This window comes from Bacillus sp. FSL K6-1218 (assembly GCF_038006445.1).
Taxonomy (GTDB): domain Bacteria; phylum Bacillota; class Bacilli; order Bacillales; family Bacillaceae_G; genus Bacillus_A; species Bacillus_A thuringiensis_S.
This window is the reverse complement of sequence record NZ_JBBOVE010000001.1, coordinates 2892824-2916905: the sequence shown is the minus strand read 5'-3', so window position 1 is coordinate 2916905 and position 24082 is coordinate 2892824. Positions and strand designations below refer to the sequence as shown.

Sequence of the window (24082 nt, the reverse complement as noted above, 5' to 3'; positions counted from 1 at the left end):
ATACCATCATTATTAGACAGAACCAGCTGTTGCTTTTTGTTTTGCCTTTCCGAAGAAAACTACACCGACGATGATAATAATGATAAATGCCCATTTCACGAAAGGGTTACTTTCGAAAAATCCAGCGAACCATTTCTCATCTACAATCATTTTTGTAGCAGTATAAGCTAAAACCGCTGCTCCAATCGTAATGATGACAGGAAAACGATCTACCCATTTTAGAATCAATGTACTGCCCCATACGACTACAGGAATAGAAACTAATAGCCCAATGATCACTAAAGAAAAGTTACCATGCGCAGCTCCTGCAACAGCGAGTACATTATCAATGCCCATTAACGCATCAGCAATAATAATAGTTTTAATAGCAGACCAAAATCCTTCTTCGGCTTTAATATCATGATTTTTGCCCTCAGCGATCAACTTGTAAGCGATCCATATAAGAAGTACACCACCAATTAGGAGTAACCCAGGTATTTTTAATAACCAAACGACAACTAAGGTAGCGAGGGCTCTAATAGCGATTGCCCCGACAGTACCCCATATAATAACTTTCTTTTGTTGGTCTTTTGGTAATCTTCTTGCTGCTAATCCAATTACGATGGCATTATCCCCGGCTAACACTAAATCGATTACAATAATGGCAAGCAAGGCAGACAAATACTCAGATGAGAGAAAATCCATATACATATCACTCCTTATGATTAATATGTGTTAAGCTATATTAAAAATTCTAAAGAGCTTTTTGTCATTGGTGTAAATGAATAATGAGGGGAACTTTAGAATTAAAGGTAAATAATGTATTCCAACGGGGGAAGGTATGCTGAAGTAATTTTTAAAGCACAATCATTGCACTACATAGAAACAAAAATTTGGACTTATATTTGGAGGTAATAAAAGATATTATATTAATAGAAAGCGATTACAAAATCTAATTTTGCAAAGTTAGTATCTATACTTGCAAGTCAATTAGTGAACAAGTATAGAAAGGGTGTACACCATATATGATATTAGATAATCGATGTGTAAATATTTTGCAACAAATTATTCAAGCAGAAGGTTATGTGTCTATAAATCAATTAATTGATGTAATTCAAGTTTCTAAGCGAACAATTTATTATGATATTAAGAAGATTGAAGATTGGTTACAAGAAGAAGGGCTACATTCAATTGAATATATCCGACCTTTAGGTTATTGCATAAGTAATGAAACGAAACAGATGATAGTAAAAAAATTAAATGAATTTACGAGTAATCAATATGAATATTCTCCACAAGAAAGAAAAATATGGTTAATTTTATACTTACTCATAAAGGAAAACAGAATTTTATTAGAAGACTTAATTGACCTTTTACAAGTAAGTCGTAATACTGTGCTTACAGATTTAAAAAAGCTAAAAGTAGAACTAAATAAGTATTATTTATTATTACAATTTGGGCGTAAACAAGGCTATCAAATTGCTGGAAATGAACAGGATAAACGAAATTTGTTAATTTCCAGTCTCTCTTTCATTATTACCAAAAACGGCTGGGAGTATTTAATATCACAAGTAAAATGCATTATGAGTGATATGAGGAATGAAAAAGATACTCTGGAACGAGAAACACTTTACAACATAAAAAATATTCTTTCAAACTGTGAAGGGTTTTTAGGTATCCAATATACAGATGAGGTGCTTGAAAATTTAAGCGTTTACATGTATTTGTTCCATAGACGTATTTTAAAAGGGCAGTACATTGAAATGGAAGAAGCAGAAAAAAATGTTCTTCGAGATTCAAAGCAATTTGAAGCAGCAAAGTATATCGCCAAGCAGTTTGAGCGAAAGTTTGCTGTTAAATTTCCAAGTGATGAAATTTATTATATTACGACGCATTTGTTAGGTGCAAAAGTAAATTACCAGGAAAATATGTATGAAAAAAATAATAAGGATGAAATACATTTGGTTGTTGACAGGATGATTAAAGAATTTCAGGACTATGCTTGCGTTATATTTGAAGATTTTAACGGGCTGTCTTCAGACCTATATTTGCATATGAAACCCGCGTTTTATCGGGTGAAGTATGGAATAGATATTGAAAATCCATTACTAAATACGATTCAGCAAAATTATAAAGAGGTATATTATCTTACGAAAAAAGTGATTCATCATTTTGAAGAATATGTGAGAAAATCTGTTTCAGATGATGAGATTGCATATATTACTATGCATTTTGGAGCGTGGATGAGGAAAGAAGGAATCGTTCCCAATCCGCGGAAAACTGCGCTACTTGTATGTCCGAATGGTATTGGAACATCACGTATGTTGCAATACCAATTAGAAAAATTATTTTCAAATGTGGATATATTAAATGCAATTTCAAAGCGAGAATATGAATCAAATACATTTGATGTAGATTGTATTATTACAACTACTGAAATTGAGAAGAGAGGGGTACCTGTTTTTAAGGTGAATCCAATTCTAACTGATTCTGAAAAAGCATCTCTTTTAAGAAACGTAAATGGAGTATTGTATGGTGAGAATCAAAAGGATTCTGTTGATGTAGTCATGGGAATTATTCGAAAATATTCCGATGTAGTAGATGAGCAATCTTTAAAAAGAGAATTGACTGAATTTATGAGTGGTCCGGTGTATTTTGAGAAGGAGGAGAAATATAAACCAATGTTAAACGAACTTTTAACTAAAGAGTTTATTCAACTTCAAAATCGAGTTGATAATTGGAAAGATGCGATAAAGGTAGCAGCTGAACCGTTATTACAAAATCAATATATCCTTGAAGAATATATTGATGAAATGATTGTAAATGTAGAAAAATTAGGTCCCTATATTGTTATTGCACCTAAAATTGCAATACCACATGCTCGTCCAGAAGCAGGAGTTAAGCAGCTAGGAATGAGTTTACTACAGTTAAAAGAAAGTGTTTCATTTTCAGAAAAACAAGAGCATGCTGCTAATTTGATTATTGTGCTAGCGGCTATAGATAATGAAACACATTTAAAAGCATTAGCACAATTAAGTGAGATGCTATCAGAACAAAAAAATGTGGAAATGTTAATTCATTCAGATTCAAAAGATAAATTATTAGAAATGATAGCTAAATATTCTAATTAAAGGGGAAATTAAAATGAAAAAAGTATTAGTTGTATGTGGAAATGGTTTAGGAAGTAGTTTTATTGTGGAAATGAATGTGAAGAAAATTTTAAATGAACTAGGATTACAAGCAGAAGTATCTCATACAGATTTAGCTTCTAGTAAATCTGAGCAAGCTGATTTATATTTAGGTGCAAAAGATATTATTTGTAATCTTGAAGATGGCACACGCACAGTTGCTGGTTTAACAAATATTTTAGATCAAAATGAAATTAAAGAAGCATTACAAAAACACCTGATGTAGTACAGTGAAAGGGGAGTAATGCTATGTTTGATATAATAATGAAGGATATTTTGGGACAGCCTGCAATATTAGTTGGATTATTTGCTATGTGTGGTTTACTACTGCAAAAGAAAAACTTTGCAGACACAGTTTCAGGAACCTTAAAAACAATTATGGGCTTTGTCGTTTTAGGAGGCGGAGCTACTATATTAGTAGGAGCTTTAGACGTTTTTGGTAAAATATTTGATAAAGCATTCCATATTAAAGGTATAATTCCAAATAATGAAGCTGTTGTTGCAATAGCTCAGCAAACATTAGGAAAAGAAACGGCATTAATCATGGTATTTGGTATGATTACAAATTTAATAATTGCACGATTTACGAAATTTAAATATGTATTTTTAACTGGTCATCATACCTTATTCATGGCATGTTTAATTTCAGCGGTATTTTCAACTACAGGGATGCAAGGCGCTTCACTAGTCATTATTGGGTCAGTTATTTTAGGGTCACTCATGGTGATTTTTCCAGCATTACTACAACCGTATGTTAGAAAGATTACAGGGATGGATGATATTGCAATTGGCCATTTCGGTTCAGTTGGATATTTAGCGGCAGGGTTTGTTGGAAGTAAATTTGGAAATAAAGAAAAAACAACAGAACAAATTCAAGTTCCGAAATCACTTGGTTTCTTACGTGATACATCAGTATCTATGTCATTAACGATGGCTGTATTGTTCTTTATTGTTGCGCCATTTGCTGGTAAGGAGTTTATCGAAACTGAATTAAGTAACGGACAAAATTATCTCGTTTATTCTTTCATGCAGGCCATTACGTTTGCAGCAGGTGTATATATTATTCTAGCAGGTGTACGTATGTTAATTGCAGAAATTGTACCTGCATTTAAAGGTATTGCAGATAAACTTGTACCAAATGCAAAACCAGCATTAGATTGTCCAACAATCTTTCCGTTTGCACCAAATGCAGTTATTATTGGCTTTTTAACAAGTTTTATTGCTGGACTTCTTTCCATGTTTCTTCTTCCATTTATCGGTTTAAGTGTAATAGTACCGGGATTAATTCCTCACTTCTTCACAGGAGCAACAGCAGCTGTATTTGGAAATGCAACAGGAGGTAGAAGGGGAGCGATACTTGGCGCTTTTGTAAATGGGTTACTAATTTCATTCCTACCAGCGATATTATTACCTATATTAGGTGGTTTAGGATTTGAGAATACAACATTCGGGGATTCTGATTTCGCAGTGGTCGGTATTTTGATTAGTGAAATTGTGAAGTTAGTAGGCTATATTTTTTAATATATGGGATAAAAAAAGACTTGATAACCTACTAAAGGGAATCAAGTCTTTTTATTACATACGATTATCATGCCAGAAGTTTAATGGGAAGTGTTCGTTCTCATTATATGCTTCTAATTCATATCCTTTTTCTTTCAGTCCTTTAATAATTCCAGGTACTGCTTTTACCGATTGTGGATGAATATCATGCATAAGGATAACTTCTGTTGGATTTGTAGCACCATGTAGTACGTTCTCTACAATTTTAGCAGATGCAGCATCAACTTGCATTTTGTTATATTTCCAGTCTAAAGAATCAATTGTCCAATCCCAAACCTTTAAGCCATTTTCTACAACTTTGTTGCGAAGAGCTTCGTTTAATCCTGGCATTGATCCGTAAGATGGGCGAGTTAATACTGGTGATTTACCTAAAACACCAGCGATTAAGCCTTGATCTTCCTTCATTTCATCTACATAATGACCTTCAGTGTAAAGTTTCTTGTAGTTATGAGTCATACTGTGCATCCCAACGTAGTGGCCTTCAGCATCTTCGCGTTTTACAAGATCAGGGAAAGCTTTTACGTTTGAACCAATTAGGAAGAATGTTGCTTTTGCATTTTCTTTCTTTAACATATCTAAAAGCTCAGCTGTGTATTTTCCGGGACCGTCATCAAATGTTAAGTAAGCGACTTTTCTAACTTGTCCGTTATAATGCTTTGGAGCTTCTTTCGGAGCAAGAGATGTTTGAATCTCACTTACAAGTTGAACAGATTTTGCTTCATCCTCTGTACTAGCTAAAGCAGTATGTACTGATCCTAAAGCGGCTTCGTATGTAAATAATACCCCCGCACAAACCAACATAGCCCTTTTTACCAAAGTTGTCATTCGAATTCCATTGTGCATAATTTTCCTTCTCTCTATAAAAGTTCTACTCTACTATATTAGCAATTATAGGTAGGGAAATGCAAAAAAACTTTTTTACAAGTGTAAAAAAGTTTACTCAAAAGTATGCAAGATTTTATATCAATTGCAGTTTTGAAAAATAGGATGAAATTAAACTTTATTATTTAAACTTTCAATCATCAAATTATACTTTCGTATCACTTCATTTTCATTCCAATTATTGATTCGAATATTTTTGTTTTTTATTAAAATATTCGTAAAGAAACAATTACATAAAAAAAGGAGTGGGAATATGAATAATTATATTTGCACTACATGTGGAGTACAGTATCTCGAAAATGAAGAAGCACCTTCTCGTTGTAAAATTTGTAATGAGGAAAGACAATATGTTAATCCAATTGGGCAGTCATGGACAACATTAGAAACAATGCAAAATAGCAATTTATACAAAAACGAAATAATAAAAGAAGAAAGCGGTTTGTATAGCATTACTACTAAACCTAAATTTGCGATTGGACAAACAGCATTTTTAATACAAAGTAAAACTCTAAATGTTATGTGGGATTGCATTAGTTATTTAGATGATAAAACGATACAACGTATATATGATTTAGGTGGTATTCAAGCAATAGCACTTTCTCATCCACATTATTACTCTACACAAGTTAAATGGGCGGAAACATTCAATGTACCTATTTATATTCATGAAGATGATAAAGAGTGGGTGGTTCGTCCGAGTAAGCAAATTAAATTTTGGTCTGGGGAGCATCTGATATTATCGGAAGAACTTATATTGCACCGCTTAGGAGGCCATTTTAAGGGCGGGACTGTTATACATTGGAAAGATGGTAATGAAGGGAAAGGTATTTTGTTATCAGGTGATATTATACAAGTAGTTTCGGATCGAAAATGGGTAAGTTTTATGTATAGTTATCCCAATCTCATTCCATTACCAGCGAATAAAGTTAGAGATATGGCAGAGAAAGTAAAAGATATCCAATTTAGTCGACTATATAATGCATTTCATGGTGTGGTGGAAGATGCGAATAAAGCTGTACAAAGATCTGCTGATCGGTATATAAAGGCCCTGCAAGGAGAACTATTTCATACGTAATAGCTTGTATTTTATCTCTACATTTATATAACTAATTTTATATGAATTTTATACGAAAGTCCTATTGTTTATTAACTAATAGGTCTTTCAACTTAGGAAGCTCACACTAATGAGGGATGTTAAAGGGAATATATGTAACCTATATTAATTACTATAAAGCTTTGGAAAATGAAAAGGAGGAGATTTGCATGAAGAATTGGGTTCAATTTAGAATTGCAAGACCAACAGATAAATTTGAAGAAGTGATAAGTTTTTATGAAACAGGATTAGGACTAAAACGTATAGGGGAATTTCACAATCACGAAGGATATGACGGGGTTATGTTTGGATTACCAGATGAAGAGTATCATTTGGAGTTTACTACACATGTTAATGGAAGTCCATGTCCGGCACCGACAAAAGATAATTTACTAGTTTTTTATATGCCTAATAAAGATGAAATTGAAAAGATAGTGAATCGATTAAGTAATATGGGCTATCATGAGGTGGAACCAGAAAACCCGTATTGGATAGAGAAAGGAACCACAATAGAGGATCCAGATGGTTGGAGAATTGTGCTTATGAATGCAGCTGAATAAGGAAACTATTTTCATATGAAATAGAGTGTAACAAAATGATTTAGACATAAATCCCTGCAGTGTTTGTAGGGATTTTTATATAAGAAAATCTTATTGAGAGAGTTATTAAAATGTAGAAAGTATTTTTGCTAAGAACAAATGTAATAAACATAATTTATGAAGGAGGTATAAAAGTATGATAGTAAACCATTTTGAAGAGTTTTCTAAACATGTTGGAAATACACCTCTCATGAAATTAAAATGCGAAGAAACGAAGAACCTTTCTATCTATGCTAGATGTGAATGGCACAATCCTACAGGATCGATTAAGGATAGGGCAGCACTTGCAATGATTAATAAATATTTACAAGAAGCGGACAAAATACAAAATATTTTAGAGTATAGTGGTGGAAGCTTAGCGAGGTCAATTGGGTTTATTTGTAATTATTTAGGGATTGAATGCACGTTAGTGTTAAGTTCTGCAATTGGTCAATCTCTATTAAATAAACTCGAATATTATGGTGCTAACGTAATCTTAGTTGATAAATGTAAGGGGTTTTACGCTGTAATTGAGAAGGCAATAGAGATTAGCAAACAAAAGCCAGAATTATACTTTTTATTCCAACACTATAATAATGCAAATATAGTAAGTCATATTGAAGGTACAGGGCGAGAAATTATTGCACAAATGATTGGAAAACCAATACATGCATGGGTAGCATCTGCTGGTACTGGTGGAACTCTAATGGGAGTCTATACAGCAATAAAGAATTATACAAAAAATGTTGAACTACATTTAGTAATGCCTGCTGAATTGCCCTATGGCTCGGAACAACCACCAAATGATTTAAAGAAATATGCTGGATCCGGTGGGTTCGGCTTAGGAAGGAAACAACATTTCATAGAACAGGAAGAAAATTTGATAGAAAAACAATGGACTTATTCATATGAAGATACCCTGTATGAAATGGCACGTTTTTATAAAGATACTGGTATAAAAATAGGAACTTCTGCGGCAGCGAATTTATTAGCAGCTAAACAAATTGGGAAAGAAAAAGGTGCGAATTTTAATGTAGTTACAGTTTTTCCGGATGCAGGGTCAATAGAAGAGTGGTCAGATGTAAAAAATTTAGTTGAAAAAATAGGTGATTGAGAGGACCATTAAAAGTTCTTTCGTAGTTTATATCTTATTCTACGCAAAATTGATACCATCAAAAAACTCTATGTTTAACATGTACAGTTTTTTGATGGTGTAGCTGTGCAATCTTTAGAAATTTCACATACCGTATTTTAAAAATAAATATAGGAAAACCGAAAAGTAATGTAGAATATATCGTACATACATATATACAGTCAACATAAAAGATAAAGAGGTGGGTATATGTTACTTGAGGAAGTAATGCAGCAACTAGAGGAATATGGAACAGAACAAAATCGTAAAACGTATAAAAACCACGGAGCGAAAGAGCCACTATTCGGAGTTAGTTTTGCAAATTTAAAATTGTTAAAAAAGAAAATAAAAAAAGATACCGATTTAGCAGTTGAATTGTGGGAAACGAAAAATATGGACGCAATGACATTAGCAACTTATATTTTAGACCCGAAGAATTTAACAACAGAACAGCTTAATAGTTGGGTTCAGGATGTTGATTATTACTGTTTAATGGATGTTTTTATGACATCTATATGTACTTCGCCAATTGCAATAGAAAGAATGGAAGAGTGGACAAAGTCTAATGATGAATGGATTGGAAGAGCTGGCTGGTCTTTGTTAGCAAATATATCGATTAAAAATAAAGCGTTACATGATGGTTTCTTCTCTCCATACTTAGAAGAGATTAAAGAAAATATACATAATGAAAAAAATAGAAAAAAAGAAGCGATGAATAGTGCTTTAATCGCAATAGGAATTCGTAATGAAGACTTAGAGCGACAAGCAATTGAAATTGCACGTGAAATTGGAAAAGTAGAGGTTGATCACGGTGCAACATCATGTAAAACACCAGATGCAGAAAGCTATATAAAAAAAGCGAGAGAAAGAGCTGAAAAAAAGAAAGTGAAATAAGAAAAGAGGAACGGCTATGAAACCAATTGAAGCAGCACAAAGCATAATTACATCACAATTTCCGAATTGTGATGTAGCTTTACTCGGTGGAAGCGTTGCACGAGGAGAAGCGACGAAAACATCTGACCTTGATATTGTAATAGTTGACCAAAGTTTAACTTCTTGTTATAGAGAATCTTTCTATAGTAATGGATGGCCTGTTGAGGTGTTTGTTCATAATTTTGCAACATATAAAACCTTTTTCAAAATGGATTGTGATCGAGGGAGACCGTCGTTACCACAATTAGTTTCAGAAGGGGTTGCATTAAAAGGGGAAAAGGAAATTGTTGAGAAATTAAAAAAAGAAGCGAATGATTTACTACATAAAGGACCAGCTAAATGGACCGAAGAAACGATATTTTATTACGGATACTTTAGATGACTTTATTGGTGCAACAAAAAGAGAAGAAGAATTGTTTATCGCTAATTTATTAGCGGATTTAGTACATGAATATGTATTAAGAGTAAATGGTAGGTGGCTCGGGAGTTCAAAATGGTTTATTAGAGTGCTAAGAAGATATGATGAGCAATATGCAAACAAATTTGTAGCGGCTTTTGATCATTTTTATAAAACGGGAGAGAAAAATGAATGTACCATATGTTCAATTAAGAGAATTGACACTAGATGATGTAGAAGATCGCTATCAATGGTCGTTAGATAGAGATGTAACAAAGCATTTAGTCGTACCAAACCAATATCCTCCGTTCACTCGTGGAGATACGAGAATCTGGATTGAAGCTTGTATAAGCCGAAAAAATGGTTATGAACAAAGGGCGATCGTTACTGAGAAAGGTATACATATTGGATGGGTAGACCTTAAAAATTTTGATAAAACAAATAAAAATGCAGAACTAGGAATTGCGATTGGAAATAAAGACTATTGGGGTAAAGGATTTGGAATGGCAGCTCTAAACAGCATGTTACAAATAGGTTTTTCCCAGTTTGAATTGGAGAAAATTTGGTTACGTGTAGATGAAGATAATACACAAGCTAAAAAGAGTTATGAAAATGCCGGATTTGTATGCGAAGGGTTAATGAGAAATGATCGATTGAGACAGGGGAAGTTCATTCATCGCTATCGTTACAGTATATTAAAAGAAGAGTATGAATCAAAAAAATAATAACCTATAAAAATTTTATGTAAATTAAAAAGGGGAAGATAAAATGATTCGATTACTTACAAAAGCGGATGCAAAACAATATTGGGAGTTACGTTTACAAGCACTACAAGTAAATCCAGAAGCATTTGTAACGACTTATGAAGAAGCAATACGTCAAGAAAACCCTCTTGAACGAGTTGCTAGTAATCTTTCATCCAACAGTAGTTTTACATTTGGTGCTTTTAATAATGAAAATCGTTTAGTTGGGGTTGTTACTTTATTAACAGAAGAAAAAGACGCATATAAGCATAAAGGACATATCGTTGCAATGTATGTAGATACTGAAAATCGAAGAAGTGGTCTTGCACGTGATTTAATACGTAAAGCAATTGAAAGGGCAAAAGAGATGAAGCTAGAGCAATTGAATTTAGGGGTTGTGTCAACGAACGAACCAGCAAAACGCTTATATGAATCAATGGGATTTAAAACGTACGGAATTGAAAAAAGGGCTATAAAAATGAATGGTTTGTATAGTGATGATGAACATATGGTGTTGTTCTTTTAAGAGAGGAAGTTTTGTATGAAAGATCTCTATTTAGAAAGAAATATGGACCCTCAAGTAGCGATTTTGTATGCGACGGTTGCTGATACGTTTAATAGATTGCAAAGGCTAGTAGAAGGTACTGAAGAGAACGAACTATCCTATAAAGGGTCTGAAAATAATGAAAATAGTATTGGGCAGTTACTTCAGCATTTAGCAGTTGTCGATTTACATTGGGTGTATCGTTTCAAGGGAGAAGATGTTCCAACAACATTTGAAAATAAATATGGGCCTATGTTGAATGAAGTAGGAGAAATACCGAGTTTAAGAAAATACACGTTGCAAGAGTTAATGCAAGATTATGAAGCAGTGCAAAAATTGTTTTATGAAGAATGTATGAAACTAACAGAAACTGATTTAACGCGGAAAGTTTTGTATGAAAAAGGGGAAAATGCGACTATAAGATGGGGAATATGGCATATAGCAGATCATAATCGGTATCATCAAGCTCATATAAGTCGATTGAGGAAATTATATAGAGCTAGATTACATACAAGTTAAAGATTGTGAATTTTAATTATATTTATTTTGTTGTATAGTATTAGGAAGAAACTAAACAAGGGGTTTTACAATGAAAGCAATTGTTATAGGGATACTGGCATCATTTTTCTTTGCCTTTACCTTTGTTTTAAACCGGGCAATGGACTTAGAAGGTGGAAGCTGGATTTGGAGTGCATCATTACGGTATTATTTTATGGTTCCAATGCTATTACTTATTGTTATGTATAGAGGGAACTTAAAGCAACTCTTTCAATATATGAAAAACAATCCGAAAGAATGGTTAGTATGGAGTATCGTTGGATTTGGTCTCTTTTATGCACCGCTCAGTTTTGCTGGAGCGTTCGGACCAGGTTGGCTCGTTGCATCAACATGGCAAATTACAATTGTTGCAGGGATTTTGTTAACACCATTTTTTGCGGTGGATCCACTACATAAAAAACTTCCGATGAAGGAATTAGTTATGTCGGGCATTATTTTATTCGGTGTTGTTCTCATGCAAGTAGAACATGCTTCTTCATTAGGTATTCGTGAAACCGTTTTATGCGTAGTTCCTGTACTTATTGCAGCATTTGCGTATCCTCTTGGAAATAGAAAAATGATGCAAGTTTGTAAAGGGGAATTAGATGTATTTCAGCGAGTACTCGGTATGACATTAGCAAGTTTACCATTTTGGTTTTTATTATCTGGTTACGAAGTATCAACAGGCGGATTACCGTCAAGTAGCCAAGTTTTTCAATGTTTTATTGTAGCAGTTAGTTCTGGGTTAATCGCGACAGTATTATTTTTCTTTGCAACAGATCTTGTGAAAGATGATCCGCAAAAACTAGCAACAGTGGAAGCGACGCAGTCTGGTGAAGTTTTATTTGCGCTAGTAGGAGAGCTGATCTGGTTATCTGCACCAATTCCGTCATCATTATCTTGGGTTGGTATGAGTCTCGTTATTATTGGGATGATACTTCATAGTTATGTGGCTGTCGTTGTAAAAAAAGAAGAAAAAATAACGGCGTAATGAGACTAGCTCTTTTTATTAAGAGCTAGTATTTTTTCGTAGAAAGGGATGAAAGTATGAATTTACAACGTGTTGAACAACTTGAAAAAGATTCAATATTAAATGTTCTACAATATGCCGTCGGTCCAAAAGAAATAAGCTTAAAGAAAGCAGTATTACTTTATCAAAGTAATAAAGGGACTTTGTACAAATATGAAGAAAAAGCTTGTATAGGTATTGAAGTAATCGGAGCAACTAAAGCACGAGTATGTCATATAGCAGTGGCTCCAGATTATCGTCAAAAAGGAATTGCACTGCAAATGATTAAAGAGGTTGTAAGAATATATCAATTGACTTATATAGAAGCAGAGACAGACGATGGGGCGGTAGAATTTTATAAAAGAATTGGTTTTCAAGTTAAAAATTTAGGAGAAAAATATACGGGAATCGAAAGATTTCATTGTTATTTGGAAAAATAGTATAAAAATATGCATATGGAGTATAGTTTGAAAAAATAGGATTTACATTTTTCTTCATTTCAAAAAACTCTCGCTCATCATTATCTACGATTTTAATAGAGTTTTGAGGCTTCAGTACACCAATATACATATTTTTGTAGTAATGAATATGATTAAGTTAAAAATTAAGAAAAATATGATAATATATTTATATAAAAGTTTAAATTTACGTAGCTAGTGGGGGAACCAATATGAAAATGAATGAAATAGTAGCAAGTACACAATTTCCAAATACAATCGAAACTATAACAAAAGATTTAAAAGCATTAGGAATTGAAAAAGGAATGATAATTATCGTTCATTCATCATTAAGTTCTATCGGGTGGATATCTGGTGGTGCGGTTGCCGTAGTAGAAGCATTAATGAAAGTTGTTACGGAAGAGGGAACGATAATAATGCCAACACAATCTTCGGATTTATCCGATCCGAAGCATTGGTCCAGACCGCCTGTACCGGAAGACTGGTGGCAAATTATCCGAGATAACGTCCCAGCATTTGATCCACGTATAACCCCAACAAGGGGAATGGGTGAAATAGTTGAATGTTTTCGTACATATCCGAATGTAGTACGTAGTAATCATCCGTTAGGAAGTTTTGCTGCATGGGGAAAACATGCAGTAGAAATAACAATGAACCATACGTTATCAATGAGCTTTGGAGAAGAATCTCCATTAAGAAAAATATACGATTTAGACGGTTACGTATTATTAATTGGTGTTGGATACGATTCCAATACGTCTGTTCATTTATCCGAGGTGCGCACTGGTGCATGTGAGTTAATACAAGTAGGAGCACCTATTATAGAAAATGGTGAAAGAGTGTGGAAAGAGTTTATTGAAATGGATTACGAATCTGAGAAGTTTGTAGAAATTGGTGTGGAGTTTGAGCGAAAAGGAACTGTAAACAACGGGAAGATAGGGAATGCAACGTGTCGTCTAATGAAACAGCGTGATATAGTTGACTTTGGAACAGAATGGTTTCGTAAGAAAAATTAGTAAGGGATGGTTACAATGAAGGGGAAAAAGGTATTAATTACGAGCGGTGGTTGTCTAGAAAAATGGGATCAAGTACGCGGGCATACGAATATGGCCAAAGGTACAATCGGAAGGATAATCGCAGAAGAACTTCTAGCTAAAGGGGCACATGTTATATATTTACACGGTTATTTTGCGGAGAAACCGAGTGATGTACATAGAGGGTTAGAATTACATCCGTTTGAAGGAATCGTTGATTTACAAGATAAAATGAAAAGTATCATCAAACATGAAAAGGTTGATGCAGTCATTATGGCAGCGGCTGGATCAGATTGGATTGTGGAGAAGATTTGTGATCAAGATGGTAATGTTCTTAATATGAACGGAAAAATTTCAAGTGATATAGCACCGATTATTCATTTTCAAAAGGCTCCAAAAGTATTAAAACAAATAAAAGAATGGGACCCAGAAACAGTACTTGTTGGTTTTAAACTTGAAAGTGATTTAAGTGAAGAAGAACTGTTTGAAAGAGCAAAAAATAGAATGAAAGAAGCAAGGGCGAATGTAATGATTGCGAATTCACCACATTCTTTATATTCGCGCGGAGCCGTACATTATGTAATTGGACAGGATGGTAAAGGGAAGTTGTGTAATGGGAAAGATGAAACAGCGAAAGAAATTGTCAAAAGCTTAGAGATATTATGTAATCGTGTCACTGCTTTTTAAAATTAAGTTTTTAGATAAGAATGAATCCGCATAGTAATAAGTAAGCGAAACTTTAATTGGTGGGAATTTTACTTTTACACGAATGTGAAGCGTATACCAATCAAGAGCTATACACAGAATAATTGGTGAGGAGTGGATTCTATGGAACATTTATTAAAGCAAGCTATTAAACTTAGAAACGAAAAGAAATATGCGCAGTCTAAAGAGATACTTATAGGATTAACAAACTTTACAAAGGATGCAGAAGTACTGTATCAGTGTGCGTGGATACATGATGTAATGGGGCTAGAAACAGAAGCAGTTCCGTATTATGAGCAGGCAATCGCAAATGGACTTGATGGCGAATCGCTTTGCAGTGCTTATATTGGTTTAGGAAGTACATATCGTTGTATAGGGGAATATGAAAAGGCAATTACAGTATTAGAAGCTGGGGTGAAAAAATTCCCAGAGAACGCTCCGATGAAAGTATTTTTATCATTAGCAAAATATAACGTAAACGATCACGAATCAGCGATGAAATTATTACTTGAAACTGTCGTGAAAGTAGAGGAAGTAAAAGAATTTGAACGTGCCATTTCATTTTATAAAGACCATTTAAATGAGGTTTTTAAATAAGGGAGTAAACGTATGAATATTACACTATCGCGAAGGCGAAAAGGTATTTGGATTGGACTCGTCTCTTTAATTATGCTATCAAACTATTTATTGTATGCTCTTCCAATAGTACCAGCTGCGCCGAAAGAAGTTGTGCTTGGGTCATTATTAGATTGCATGTTTGTCATTCCGATCATCACGTATTTCTTCATTATTCGAAAAAGATACTCGTTAACGTATATAGTTCCTGTTGTAATAGCTGGTTATATTTTTGCAAGATTTATTATTCCAAGTGACTATTTACAAGATTTTTCATACGTTTCTTATATTATTGTTGCGGGTGAAATTGTATTTGTAGGTCTAGAATTATTCCTTCTCTATAAAATTGTTAGAGTGCTTCCTAAAATAATAAAAAGATATAAAGAATATAGAAGAGAAAATTATTCCTTTTCTTATGCGATTGATGCAGCATTTGAAGCTACTATGAAAAGAAATAAATTAATAGATATCATTGTAACGGAGTGTAAGTTAATCTATTATGCATTTTTATCGTGGCGTGAAAAAGTACCAGAAGGTGAATCCGTATACTCATATCACAAAAAGACTGGTGCAATAGGTGTATATATCATGATCATCCATGCGACCTTAATAGAAAGTATCGGTTTTCATTATTTGTTTCATCAATGGAATCCGGTTGTAGCATGGGTGTTACTTATTTTAAACGTATATGCAATGTTTTATTTTTTAGCTGAAATACAAGCAATGCGTAAAAATCCACTTGTCGTAACAGAAGAACAAGTAATCATTCAAATTGGATTAGGAAAGAAAATTGTTATACCATTTACACAAATTGATAATATTGCGTTCTACAAGGGTGAATTGCTATCGGCAAAAGAAGGGAAACAGGTATTGGATGCAACTGTTATGGAGTTCATAAAAGAACCTGCTACTTTTGAAATAACATTAAAAGAGCCAGTGAAAGCACAGTTGTTATATGGCTTTTCTAAAACAGTAAGTCGTGTTCACTTAAATGTTGATGAAGAGCGAAAATTTTATGATGCGGTTAAGGAAAAGTTAAAACATGAGTAATAGTGCTGTTAGTTACATAAAAACAAATGAGCTTCCGTTAGAAGTGAAAAAATATGAAACATGGATAGTGAAAAACTCTTTCTAAATAAGAAGGATTTTTTATTGTGTACTTGTATAAATCATTATATAAAAAACTATATACTTCTTTATCACTACATAAACAGATATAATTGAGGATAGAACTAGCGTAAGGGGAAACAAAATAATGAATAAGTTACTTACATCGAAAATTGAAATTATAGAAAGAAAAATCCGGTATAACTCAACGATAGTAGATCACAATTGCTTATTACTTGAAAAGCAATCACAAAGTATCGTTTTATTTCACGAGGTGCAGTATTCATTTACAATGACTGCAAAAGATACTAAGTTAACAATCCCAAAAGGGAGTTATACAATCGCATATTACTGGAAAGATCGTTCGTACAATTTATACGTTTGGAGAGATATAAAAGGAAATTATTTAGGTTCCTATTTTAATATCGTAAAAAACACACAAATAAAAGACGAAGTGGTTTCCTTCGAAGATTTAATCATCGATATTATGGTACTTCCAAATGGAGAATACTTCATATTAGATGAGGATGAATTACCAGAACCATTAGGAAATTTCGAAGGTGGTTATGTGAAGGAAGCTCTTTATGGACTGAAAGAAATCATTCAAAAAGAGCTTCCACAAATAGTTTTGGAGACAGCCAGGGTGCAGAAGAACTAAAATTTAATTACATAAATATTTTGAATGGAAATGAGTAGTCTCAAGTTATATGATCTAACTTTTTTGATAAATCTAAGGTTAGTAGCATATTTCTTGAGATTACTTTTTTTGTAGAAATTTCGTTGCTTAGTTATTAAATTGATTTTAAATTTATGAAATAAGATTGACTGAATCAGATTCAGTCGCAAGAAAAAAATAGGAGATGACCTATGAAAAGAATATCAAAAGAACCAGATATAAGACGGCAAGAGTTAATGGATATTGGTTTTGAACTATATATGAAAAATGGTATAAAAGGATTTAGCATAAAAGATGTTGTGAATCATGCAGGTGTAGCAACGGGTTTATTTTATTATTACTTCAAGTCTAAGGAGGATTTTGTTGATGAAGTTTTAAATGACTTTATTGTGAAAAATATGGAGTTAATTGAAGAAATACTTATTTCAAATGAACGGTCTGTCATGCAAAAGATGAAAGATTCACTAGATATATTTTGGACATTTATTGAAAAGTTAGCACCCTATAAAAATGTGAGTTCGTTTCAAACGGAACAACATTTTCAACTGGAACAGAAATTATTCGCACGTATGCAACCGTTAATTAGACAAGTAATTGAAGAGGGAGTAAACATAGGTTTTTTTTATACTGATAACTCGTTATTAGCTTCTGGGTTTATTCTATACGGTCTTAGCAGTATTGCTCATTCAGAAGTAAAGTTGAATCTAGATACAAAACATGAAATGGTTAATTTAGTATTAACTACACTACGATACAATCAAAAGGAAGGAGAAAGTTTATGAAAATTATTATCGATGGAAATAATATCTCACAAGAGCAACTTATAAAATGGAAAAGAGAACGGATAAAAAAAGTATTATATACATTAGGACATAAAGAGCCTGAAATAAATGATATAGACGTCATGATAAAACAGCTAACGGAAATAAAGTTGCGATATACATACAATGAAGTGTACGAAAAGTTGAAATCAAAACTTAGATTAAGTGCAATAGGTATGCGTATCTGTACTCTTTTATCTGGTGATAGACGAAAATTTTCAAAAACTAGTATTTATTTAGATGGGATTACAGCAGAAGTAGCTATACATGGAATTGATAGTTTGATGCTTGAACAATCACGTGAAAATAACAAAGTGAATTTATCTGCTTGTCCTGATCACTATGTACTAAGACCCTTTGGGGAAAATGAATTAGAGGTTATCGAAACTACTGGTAATTCTCCGTTTCCAGTTCAATTTTTCATTGTTTTTGGTGACGAAACCGGATTAAAAACACCGAGAGATAAATCTTATCAATACCAATCAACAGGTGTTGCACGTATGAAAGATGGTACTACTATTGGTGGAGTTCGACATCAATTTAAAGATACTGATACAGGGATAGAAGTAAGTCTAGTTGTTGAGTTCCCAGCCCTTTGTCCTAATAGCCTAATTAAATCCCATCAAATGCATTTAGCATGTGAGTTTTCTTATTGGTTACAGTGGATTAAAGATCAGAAGAAATAGTAAGTAAATGATATCGTTCAAATAAACAACAGTAAAAATGTTCAAACGAATCATATGTATGTTTTGATAAAACCTAGTTGACTTATCGGAAATATTTGTATAATATGTACTTAATTCCATAACGTATTGCTGATTGGAGAAACCAAAGGCATTTTATCTGTTGATAAAATGCCTTTGGTTTTTTTATTGCACAAATACTGAATCTGTTCATTTATATGAATCATTTTAAGGAGGGGGAAGAAATGACTGTTTCAATTGATGGGGTATCAAAATATTTTTTGAAACAAACTGGTACTGTTCAAGTATTAGAGAATATTAATTTTCAATTAGAGAAAGGGGATTTTGTTACAGTAATTGGTCCGAGTGGGTGTGGAAAAAGTACATTACTAAAAATTGTTGCAGGTCTAGATAATGATTTTGAAGGTGAAGTTGTTATTGACGGGGAGTCTATCTTAAAACCGAGTAAGAAACAAGGTTTTATTTTTCAAGAACATAGGCTTTTTCCATGGTTAACAGTTGAAGAAAATATAGCGGCAGATTTGTCGTTAAAAGATAAGTATGTGAAAGATAAGGTGAGAGAATGGGTTGAAATCGTTCGGTTAGATGGCTTTGAAAAATCGTATCCGAAAGAAATTTCAGGCGGGATGTCACAACGTGTTGCGATAGCGAGAGCGTTATTAAGAGATCCAAATGTATTATTACTTGATGAACCTTTTGGAGCGCTAGATGCTTTTACTCGAAGTCATTTGCAAGAAGTATTGCTAAATATTTGGGAGCAGAAGAAAACAACAATGATATTCGTTACACATGATATAGACGAAGCGATATATCTTTCAAACCGAATCATCATTATGAGTGCAAAGCTTGGAAAAATACATAAAGTAATTGAAAATAATTTGCCTTATCCGCGAAATAAAACTTCTCAATCGTTCCAACAACTTCGAACGAAAGTATTACAGCAGTTTGAATATGGAGGATTGATTCAAACAAGTATATAGGAAAAGGGTGATTTTATATGTATAAAAAATTTAAAGTTCTTTCTTTTGCTTTAGCTATATCAGTATGTTTATTAGGATGTGAAAAAAGTACAGCAAGTAGTAAGAAAGAAGATGTAACAATACAAATTGGTATACAACAAGGATTAAGCCCGCTATTACTAGCAAAGAAAAAGGGGTGGTTTGAAGAGGAGTTAAAAAAAGAAGGAGTTAAAGTGAAATGGACAGAGTTCCAAAGTGGACCTCCTTATTTTGAAGCAATCGCATCAAACCGATTAGACTTTGGTGAAGTAGGGAATTCTCCAGTCATTTCAGCGCAAGCAGCAGGTATTGGATTTACCGAAATCGCCAATACAAGTTATGCGAGAAAAGGAACTGGAATTCTTGTTCAAAAAGATAGCAAGATTGCGAGTGTAAAAGAGTTAAAAGGTAAAAAAATTGCAGTAGCAAAAGGAAGTAGTGCTTTTAATTTATTGTATCGAGCACTTGATAAAGAAGGGATTGATTCAAAAGATGTAAATGTCATTCAATTACAACCAGATGAAGCGCAGCCTGCATTCGAATCAGGATCAGTAGATGCATGGGCGATTTGGGACCCTTTCATATCATTACATACGTTAAATAAAGGTGCGAAGGTGATTGCAGACGGTGAAACATTAAATGCCTCTTCACCAGAATTTTTAATTACGAGAACAAAATTTGCGAAAGAACATCCAGAATTAGTTGAGAAATTCCTCAAAGTTTATGAGAAAGCACGTGTATGGCAAGATGCTAACTTAGATGAAGCAATAAAAGTATATACTTCTGTAAAAAAGATAGATGCGGAGATCGTAAAAGAAGTGTTTAATCACGACAAACCAATTTTAGTTCCGGTAACGAAGGAAATAATAGCAGAACAACAAAAGACAGCGGATTTTCAATATAAGCTCGGTTCTATAAAGAAAGAAATTAAGACGGAAAAAGTTGTAGATAATTCTTTCGTAGAAAAAGCATTGAAAGCGAAGTGAAAAGAGGTTTTGTAAAGTGGAAAATACGAAAGCTGTTATTAAACCAGCGAGTATAACGATTGAGAAAAACAGCGTCAAGAAGGTGCGAAAGTTAAATGTAAAGGTTTTAGTAAGGGCGATTACTATACCGGTTATTATATTAATAATTTGGCAGTTGGCTGGCGTATTCGGTCTTGTTTCTAAAACAGTTTTACCAACACCATTAGATATTTTTCTAGCTTTCCAAGAGCTTATTAAAACAGGAGAGTTATTCGGCCATTTAAGTATTAGTGTATTCAGGGCTGCGGCTGGTTTCTTTATTGGTGGGGGCTTAGGAATCATTTTAGGAACGATTGTTGGATTTTCAACGAGAAGTGAGCAATATTTAGATCCATCTGTGCAAATGTTAAGAACTGTACCTCATTTAGCTGTTGCGCCGCTTTTCGTATTATGGTTCGGTTTTGGAGAAACATCGAAAGTGCTATTAATTGCAGATGGTGCATTTTTTCCTTTATACGTAAACGCATTTTTAGGTATTAGAGGTGTGGATTCAAAGTTATTTGATGTTGCGAGAGTGTTAGAGTTTAGTAAAAGAAAATTAATCACGAAACTAATTTTACCAGCCGCATTGCCTAACCTTTTACTAGGAGCAAGGTTATCGTTAGGTGTTGCATGGGTGAGTTTAGTAGTAGCAGAACTTATGGGGTCTACAGAAGGTATTGGCTATATGATTATGGATGCAAGGCAATTTTCAAATACAGATATCGTATTTGTCGGCATAATTATCTTTGCATTTGTTGGGAAGTTTTCTGACTCTCTTGTACGTTTACTAGAAGTGAAGTTTTTAAGATGGCGAGATAATTTTAAAGGTGAGACTGGGAATTAACATATAAATTATTAGGGGTAATTTATATAGAATGTGTTAGTATACGTTTCAAAATAAATAAGGGGTGTGTAAAGGTATGGAATTATTATGGTTTATTCCGGCTTATGGAGATGGTCGATATTTAGGAACGACAAAACGAGGAAGAGCAGCTGAATATGGTTATTATAAGCAAGTTGCTGCGGCAGCTGATTATTTAGGATATACGGGTGTTTTACTTCCAACTGGTCAAGGGTGTGAAGACCCTTGGGTGTTAGCTTCAGCTCTTGCTGCTGAAACAGAAAAACTAAAATTTTTAGTAGCAGTGAGACCAGGACTAATGTCCCCTACAGTTGCAGCGAGGATGGCATCTACATTTGATAGAATTTCAGATGGGAGACTGCTTATTAATGTAGTAGCTGGAGGAGATCCAGTTGAACTACAAGGAGATGGATTATATCTTGATCATGATGAAAGATATGAAGCAGCGGATGAATTTTTAAAAGTTTGGAAATCGACATTGCAAGGTGAAACGATCTCTTTAGAAGGAAAACATATTAAAGTTACAGATAGTAAAGTGGTATTCCCACCAGTTCAAACGCCATATCCTCCTATATATTTCGGAGGATCATCAGCTGCTGGAAAAGAAGTAGCAGCTGAACATAGTGATGTATATTTAACGTGGGGAGAGCCACCAGAGCAAGTGAAAGAGAAAATAGAAGAAGTAAGAAAACTTGCAGAAGAGAAGGGACGTAAGCTGCGATTTGGCATTAGATTACACGTAATTGTAAGAGAAACAGAAGAAGAAGCATGGGAAGAGGCAGAACGTTTAATTCAATATGTAGATAACGAAACAATTGAGCTTGCTCAAAAAACATTTGCAAGATATGATTCAGTTGGACAAAAACGAATGACACATTTAAATAAAGGAACAAGGAAATCATTAGAGATAAGCCCTAATTTATGGGCCGGAATCGGACTTGTAAGAGGTGGGGCAGGTACTGCACTTGTAGGCGATCCGCATACAGTAGCAGAAAGGATAAAAGAATATGAATCGTTAGGAATTGATACGTTTGTTTTATCAGGATATCCGCATTTAGAAGAAGCGTATGAAGTGGCAGAATTGTTATTTCCATTATTGAAAGACGAGAAGAAAAAAGAAAATAAAATTGTTGGTGAAATGATTGCTGATGCATATGCATTAAAAAAATAGTGAGAAAAAACCCGCAAGTTATTCGCTTGCGGGTTTTCATCGTAAATTATTAGAAAATATGGTAAAATTAAAGGGTAACTTAAGGTGCGGTTGGTTGTTCAATTATCACTTCTCCGAGTAGGAGGGGGGTGATAATACGTGAGTGAAATAGCGTTGCTACTGCAAGGTGGACTGTTTCTCGTTGCATTGTTAACGTTCGTCGTCGTTTTAATAGACAAGCTCAAAAAATAACAACCCACCTATGCCTATAGAATGTGGGTTGTTTTGTTTGTAAGAAACAAATAGGATAAATGAACAATCCAATCTGCTAAGTTACGTGGACTAGTGTGTAGCCGCACACTAGTCTTTTTTATTTATATACAATTTATAATTGGTTTATGTGATTGTATTGTTCTTTTCATACTCATTATAACACAGTGTCTTTTCATCAAGAAAGGAGACCGTATGTTCTGATTTCTATTGTATAGTAGGTGCTTTTTCTTTAAACAGCCCATCCATATACTGCTTTAAACTTTGGATATAAAATTTCTGTGTATTCACATTATTTACACCGACAATTGGTGATGGAAGGTCGAATCTTTTTTCTGATAAATGAACAACAACATCAAAAATATCAAATAGACGAATGAAACAGAACAGCCCATCTTTATCGCTAAGTAAAATAAAGTAATGATTTTCACTACTTGTATTTAGCGTATTCCATAAAGAACTTTTGCTTAAATCACGTACAATGCTTTTTTCTTTTAGTTCCACGAAATCTGCATTTGAGAGAATGGTAGAAATATCAATCGCATCTTGATCTTCAAAGTAGCCATCAACTGCTTGTACAGCGAATGTATAAGCCATTTTTAATATACTCATTTTATATTTACGGTTATCTAATAGCAATTCACGTTGAATAGAACTCGCTACTTTCGTTACACGTTCTTCTTTCCAAATTTCATTATGTAAGGAAATATCGTGCTTTTTACATAGTTTCATAATTAATGCATTAGAATAAAGAATTTCGTCGCTTACTTCGACAACATCAGTCTCAGCAGCCGCAAGTTCTTCACCGTGCTCATTCGTATAGAGTGGGGAATCAATTTGTCTTTTCATTTGTTCAATCTTAAACTGACTCAATTTATGCCTAATTAAAGGACGATCAATATTTGTTGTCATTTGTTCATGACAAGTATCACAAATTGAGTTTGTGAAATAATATCCACATAATATTTCTGGAATGACATATTGTTCACTAAGTTCTTTCGTATCTTTTCTGCAAATGATGCATTGTGTCATTTTTATCACCTTTACCCGCAAATTTGTATATAATCTCATTGTAGTGTATTTATTGGTATTTTGGAATA

27 protein-coding genes and 1 pseudogene are annotated in these 24082 nt (G+C 33.6%); 25 read left to right on the top strand and 3 right to left on the bottom strand.

The genetic code is table 11. The annotated features are described in order from the left end of the window. Positions 1–12 precede the first annotated feature (12 nt). Positions 13–684 carry a TerC family protein gene (locus MHI26_RS14890; RefSeq protein ID WP_000346964.1) on the bottom strand — a complete coding sequence of 224 codons (672 nt, stop codon included), beginning with the start codon at positions 682–684 and terminating at the stop codon, positions 13–15. A 320-nt stretch (positions 685–1004) separates the two neighbouring features. Here MHI26_RS14890 and MHI26_RS14885 point away from each other — a divergent pair, with 320 nt between their 5' ends. Genes MHI26_RS14885 through MHI26_RS14875 form a run of 3 tightly spaced genes read left to right on the top strand, consistent with a single transcriptional unit; the run spans position 1005 to position 4688 of the window. Beyond that, on the top strand, positions 1005–3110 hold the full coding sequence (locus MHI26_RS14885) for a BglG family transcription antiterminator (protein ID WP_061666514.1): 2106 nt from the start codon (positions 1005–1007) through the stop codon (positions 3108–3110). Positions 3111–3123: 13 nt separating this feature from the next. After that, positions 3124–3393: a PTS sugar transporter subunit IIB gene (locus MHI26_RS14880; RefSeq protein ID WP_000757316.1), complete on the top strand. Its 270-nt coding sequence runs from the start codon at positions 3124–3126 to the stop codon at positions 3391–3393. A 23-nt stretch (positions 3394–3416) separates the two neighbouring features. Beyond that, positions 3417–4688, top strand: a complete 1272-nt coding sequence (locus MHI26_RS14875) for a PTS ascorbate transporter subunit IIC (RefSeq protein WP_061666517.1) — start codon at positions 3417–3419, stop codon at positions 4686–4688. 54 nt (positions 4689–4742) lie between these two features. Here the strand turns inward: MHI26_RS14875 and MHI26_RS14870 are convergent, their stop codons facing one another. Beyond that, the gene (locus MHI26_RS14870) at positions 4743–5570 is read right to left on the bottom strand and encodes a peptidoglycan-N-acetylglucosamine deacetylase (RefSeq protein WP_000551449.1); all 828 of its coding nucleotides are present in this window, start codon (positions 5568–5570) and stop codon (positions 4743–4745) included. Between the two features lie 292 nt (positions 5571–5862). Between MHI26_RS14870 and MHI26_RS14865 the strand changes: the two genes are divergently transcribed. The 22 genes and pseudogenes from MHI26_RS14865 (at position 5863) to MHI26_RS14760 (ending at position 22964) form a co-directional block, all read left to right on the top strand. Then, positions 5863–6684, top strand: coding sequence for an MBL fold metallo-hydrolase (locus tag MHI26_RS14865; RefSeq protein WP_061666519.1), 822 nt, complete (start codon positions 5863–5865; stop codon positions 6682–6684). 188 nt (positions 6685–6872) lie between these two features. Beyond that, complete coding sequence (locus MHI26_RS14860) at positions 6873–7262, top strand: VOC family protein (RefSeq protein ID WP_000800669.1); 390 nt, start codon at positions 6873–6875, stop codon at positions 7260–7262. A gap of 175 nt (positions 7263–7437) precedes the next feature. After that, on the top strand, positions 7438–8394 hold the full coding sequence (locus MHI26_RS14855) for a PLP-dependent cysteine synthase family protein (RefSeq protein ID WP_061666521.1): 957 nt from the start codon (positions 7438–7440) through the stop codon (positions 8392–8394). A 228-nt stretch (positions 8395–8622) separates the two neighbouring features. After that, complete coding sequence (locus MHI26_RS14850) at positions 8623–9306, top strand: DNA alkylation repair protein (protein ID WP_061666524.1); 684 nt, start codon at positions 8623–8625, stop codon at positions 9304–9306. 16 nt (positions 9307–9322) lie between these two features. Further along, positions 9323–9974: pseudogene (locus MHI26_RS14845) on the top strand (nucleotidyltransferase domain-containing protein). After that, positions 9931–10467 (top strand): GNAT family N-acetyltransferase, encoded by a 537-nt coding sequence (locus tag MHI26_RS14840; RefSeq protein ID WP_061666527.1) that lies wholly within the window; start codon positions 9931–9933, stop codon positions 10465–10467. The pseudogene MHI26_RS14845 and the gene MHI26_RS14840 overlap by 44 nt, the downstream one beginning before the upstream one ends. Positions 10468–10510: 43 nt before the next feature. Next, positions 10511–11011, top strand: a complete 501-nt coding sequence (locus tag MHI26_RS14835) for a GNAT family N-acetyltransferase (protein WP_061666530.1) — start codon at positions 10511–10513, stop codon at positions 11009–11011. 15 nt (positions 11012–11026) lie between these two features. Next, the gene (locus MHI26_RS14830; protein WP_000654221.1) at positions 11027–11548 is read left to right on the top strand and encodes a DinB family protein; all 522 of its coding nucleotides are present in this window, start codon (positions 11027–11029) and stop codon (positions 11546–11548) included. Positions 11549–11618: 70 nt separating this feature from the next. Then, positions 11619–12557: a DMT family transporter gene (locus MHI26_RS14825; protein ID WP_061666533.1), complete on the top strand. Its 939-nt coding sequence runs from the start codon at positions 11619–11621 to the stop codon at positions 12555–12557. Between the two features lie 56 nt (positions 12558–12613). After that, positions 12614–13015, top strand: coding sequence for a GNAT family N-acetyltransferase (locus tag MHI26_RS14820; RefSeq protein WP_001053327.1), 402 nt, complete (start codon positions 12614–12616; stop codon positions 13013–13015). A 236-nt stretch (positions 13016–13251) separates the two neighbouring features. Then, on the top strand, positions 13252–14049 hold the full coding sequence (locus MHI26_RS14815) for an aminoglycoside N(3)-acetyltransferase (protein WP_140338010.1): 798 nt from the start codon (positions 13252–13254) through the stop codon (positions 14047–14049). Between the two features lie 15 nt (positions 14050–14064). Further along, positions 14065–14754: a phosphopantothenoylcysteine decarboxylase domain-containing protein gene (locus MHI26_RS14810; RefSeq protein ID WP_061666536.1), complete on the top strand. Its 690-nt coding sequence runs from the start codon at positions 14065–14067 to the stop codon at positions 14752–14754. Between the two features lie 141 nt (positions 14755–14895). After that, positions 14896–15369 carry a tetratricopeptide repeat protein gene (locus MHI26_RS14805; RefSeq protein ID WP_061666539.1) on the top strand — a complete coding sequence of 158 codons (474 nt, stop codon included), beginning with the start codon at positions 14896–14898 and terminating at the stop codon, positions 15367–15369. Positions 15370–15381: 12 nt separating this feature from the next. Next, on the top strand, positions 15382–16437 hold the full coding sequence (locus MHI26_RS14800) for a hypothetical protein (protein ID WP_001027867.1): 1056 nt from the start codon (positions 15382–15384) through the stop codon (positions 16435–16437). Between the two features lie 205 nt (positions 16438–16642). Continuing rightward, the gene (locus MHI26_RS14795; protein ID WP_001037873.1) at positions 16643–17152 is read left to right on the top strand and encodes a DUF402 domain-containing protein; all 510 of its coding nucleotides are present in this window, start codon (positions 16643–16645) and stop codon (positions 17150–17152) included. Positions 17153–17361: 209 nt separating this feature from the next. After that, positions 17362–17952, top strand: a complete 591-nt coding sequence (locus MHI26_RS14790) for a TetR/AcrR family transcriptional regulator (RefSeq protein WP_061666541.1) — start codon at positions 17362–17364, stop codon at positions 17950–17952. After that, positions 17949–18677, top strand: coding sequence for a hypothetical protein (locus tag MHI26_RS14785; protein ID WP_061666544.1), 729 nt, complete (start codon positions 17949–17951; stop codon positions 18675–18677). The genes MHI26_RS14790 and MHI26_RS14785 overlap by 4 nt, the downstream gene beginning before the upstream one ends. 242 nt (positions 18678–18919) lie before the next feature. Beyond that, complete coding sequence (locus tag MHI26_RS14780) at positions 18920–19675, top strand: ABC transporter ATP-binding protein (RefSeq protein ID WP_061666547.1); 756 nt, start codon at positions 18920–18922, stop codon at positions 19673–19675. A gap of 17 nt (positions 19676–19692) precedes the next feature. Continuing rightward, positions 19693–20679, top strand: a complete 987-nt coding sequence (locus MHI26_RS14775; RefSeq protein ID WP_061666549.1) for an aliphatic sulfonate ABC transporter substrate-binding protein — start codon at positions 19693–19695, stop codon at positions 20677–20679. A 16-nt stretch (positions 20680–20695) separates the two neighbouring features. Further along, positions 20696–21544: an ABC transporter permease gene (locus MHI26_RS14770; RefSeq protein WP_000432109.1), complete on the top strand. Its 849-nt coding sequence runs from the start codon at positions 20696–20698 to the stop codon at positions 21542–21544. A 76-nt stretch (positions 21545–21620) separates the two neighbouring features. Continuing rightward, entirely contained in the window at positions 21621–22733 is a 1113-nt protein-coding gene (gene ssuD / locus MHI26_RS14765; RefSeq protein WP_000422244.1) for an FMNH2-dependent alkanesulfonate monooxygenase, read from the top strand. Positions 22734–22871: 138 nt separating this feature from the next. After that, a complete protein-coding gene (locus MHI26_RS14760) occupies positions 22872–22964 on the top strand; it encodes a putative holin-like toxin (RefSeq protein ID WP_001289320.1) in 93 nt (30 codons plus the stop codon). Positions 22965–23189: 225 nt separating this feature from the next. On the opposite strand, the gene MHI26_RS14755 is transcribed toward MHI26_RS14760, so the two are convergent. Beyond that, a complete protein-coding gene (locus tag MHI26_RS14755; protein WP_000189708.1) occupies positions 23190–24014 on the bottom strand; it encodes an HNH endonuclease in 825 nt (274 codons plus the stop codon). Positions 24015–24082: the final 68 nt, after the last annotated feature.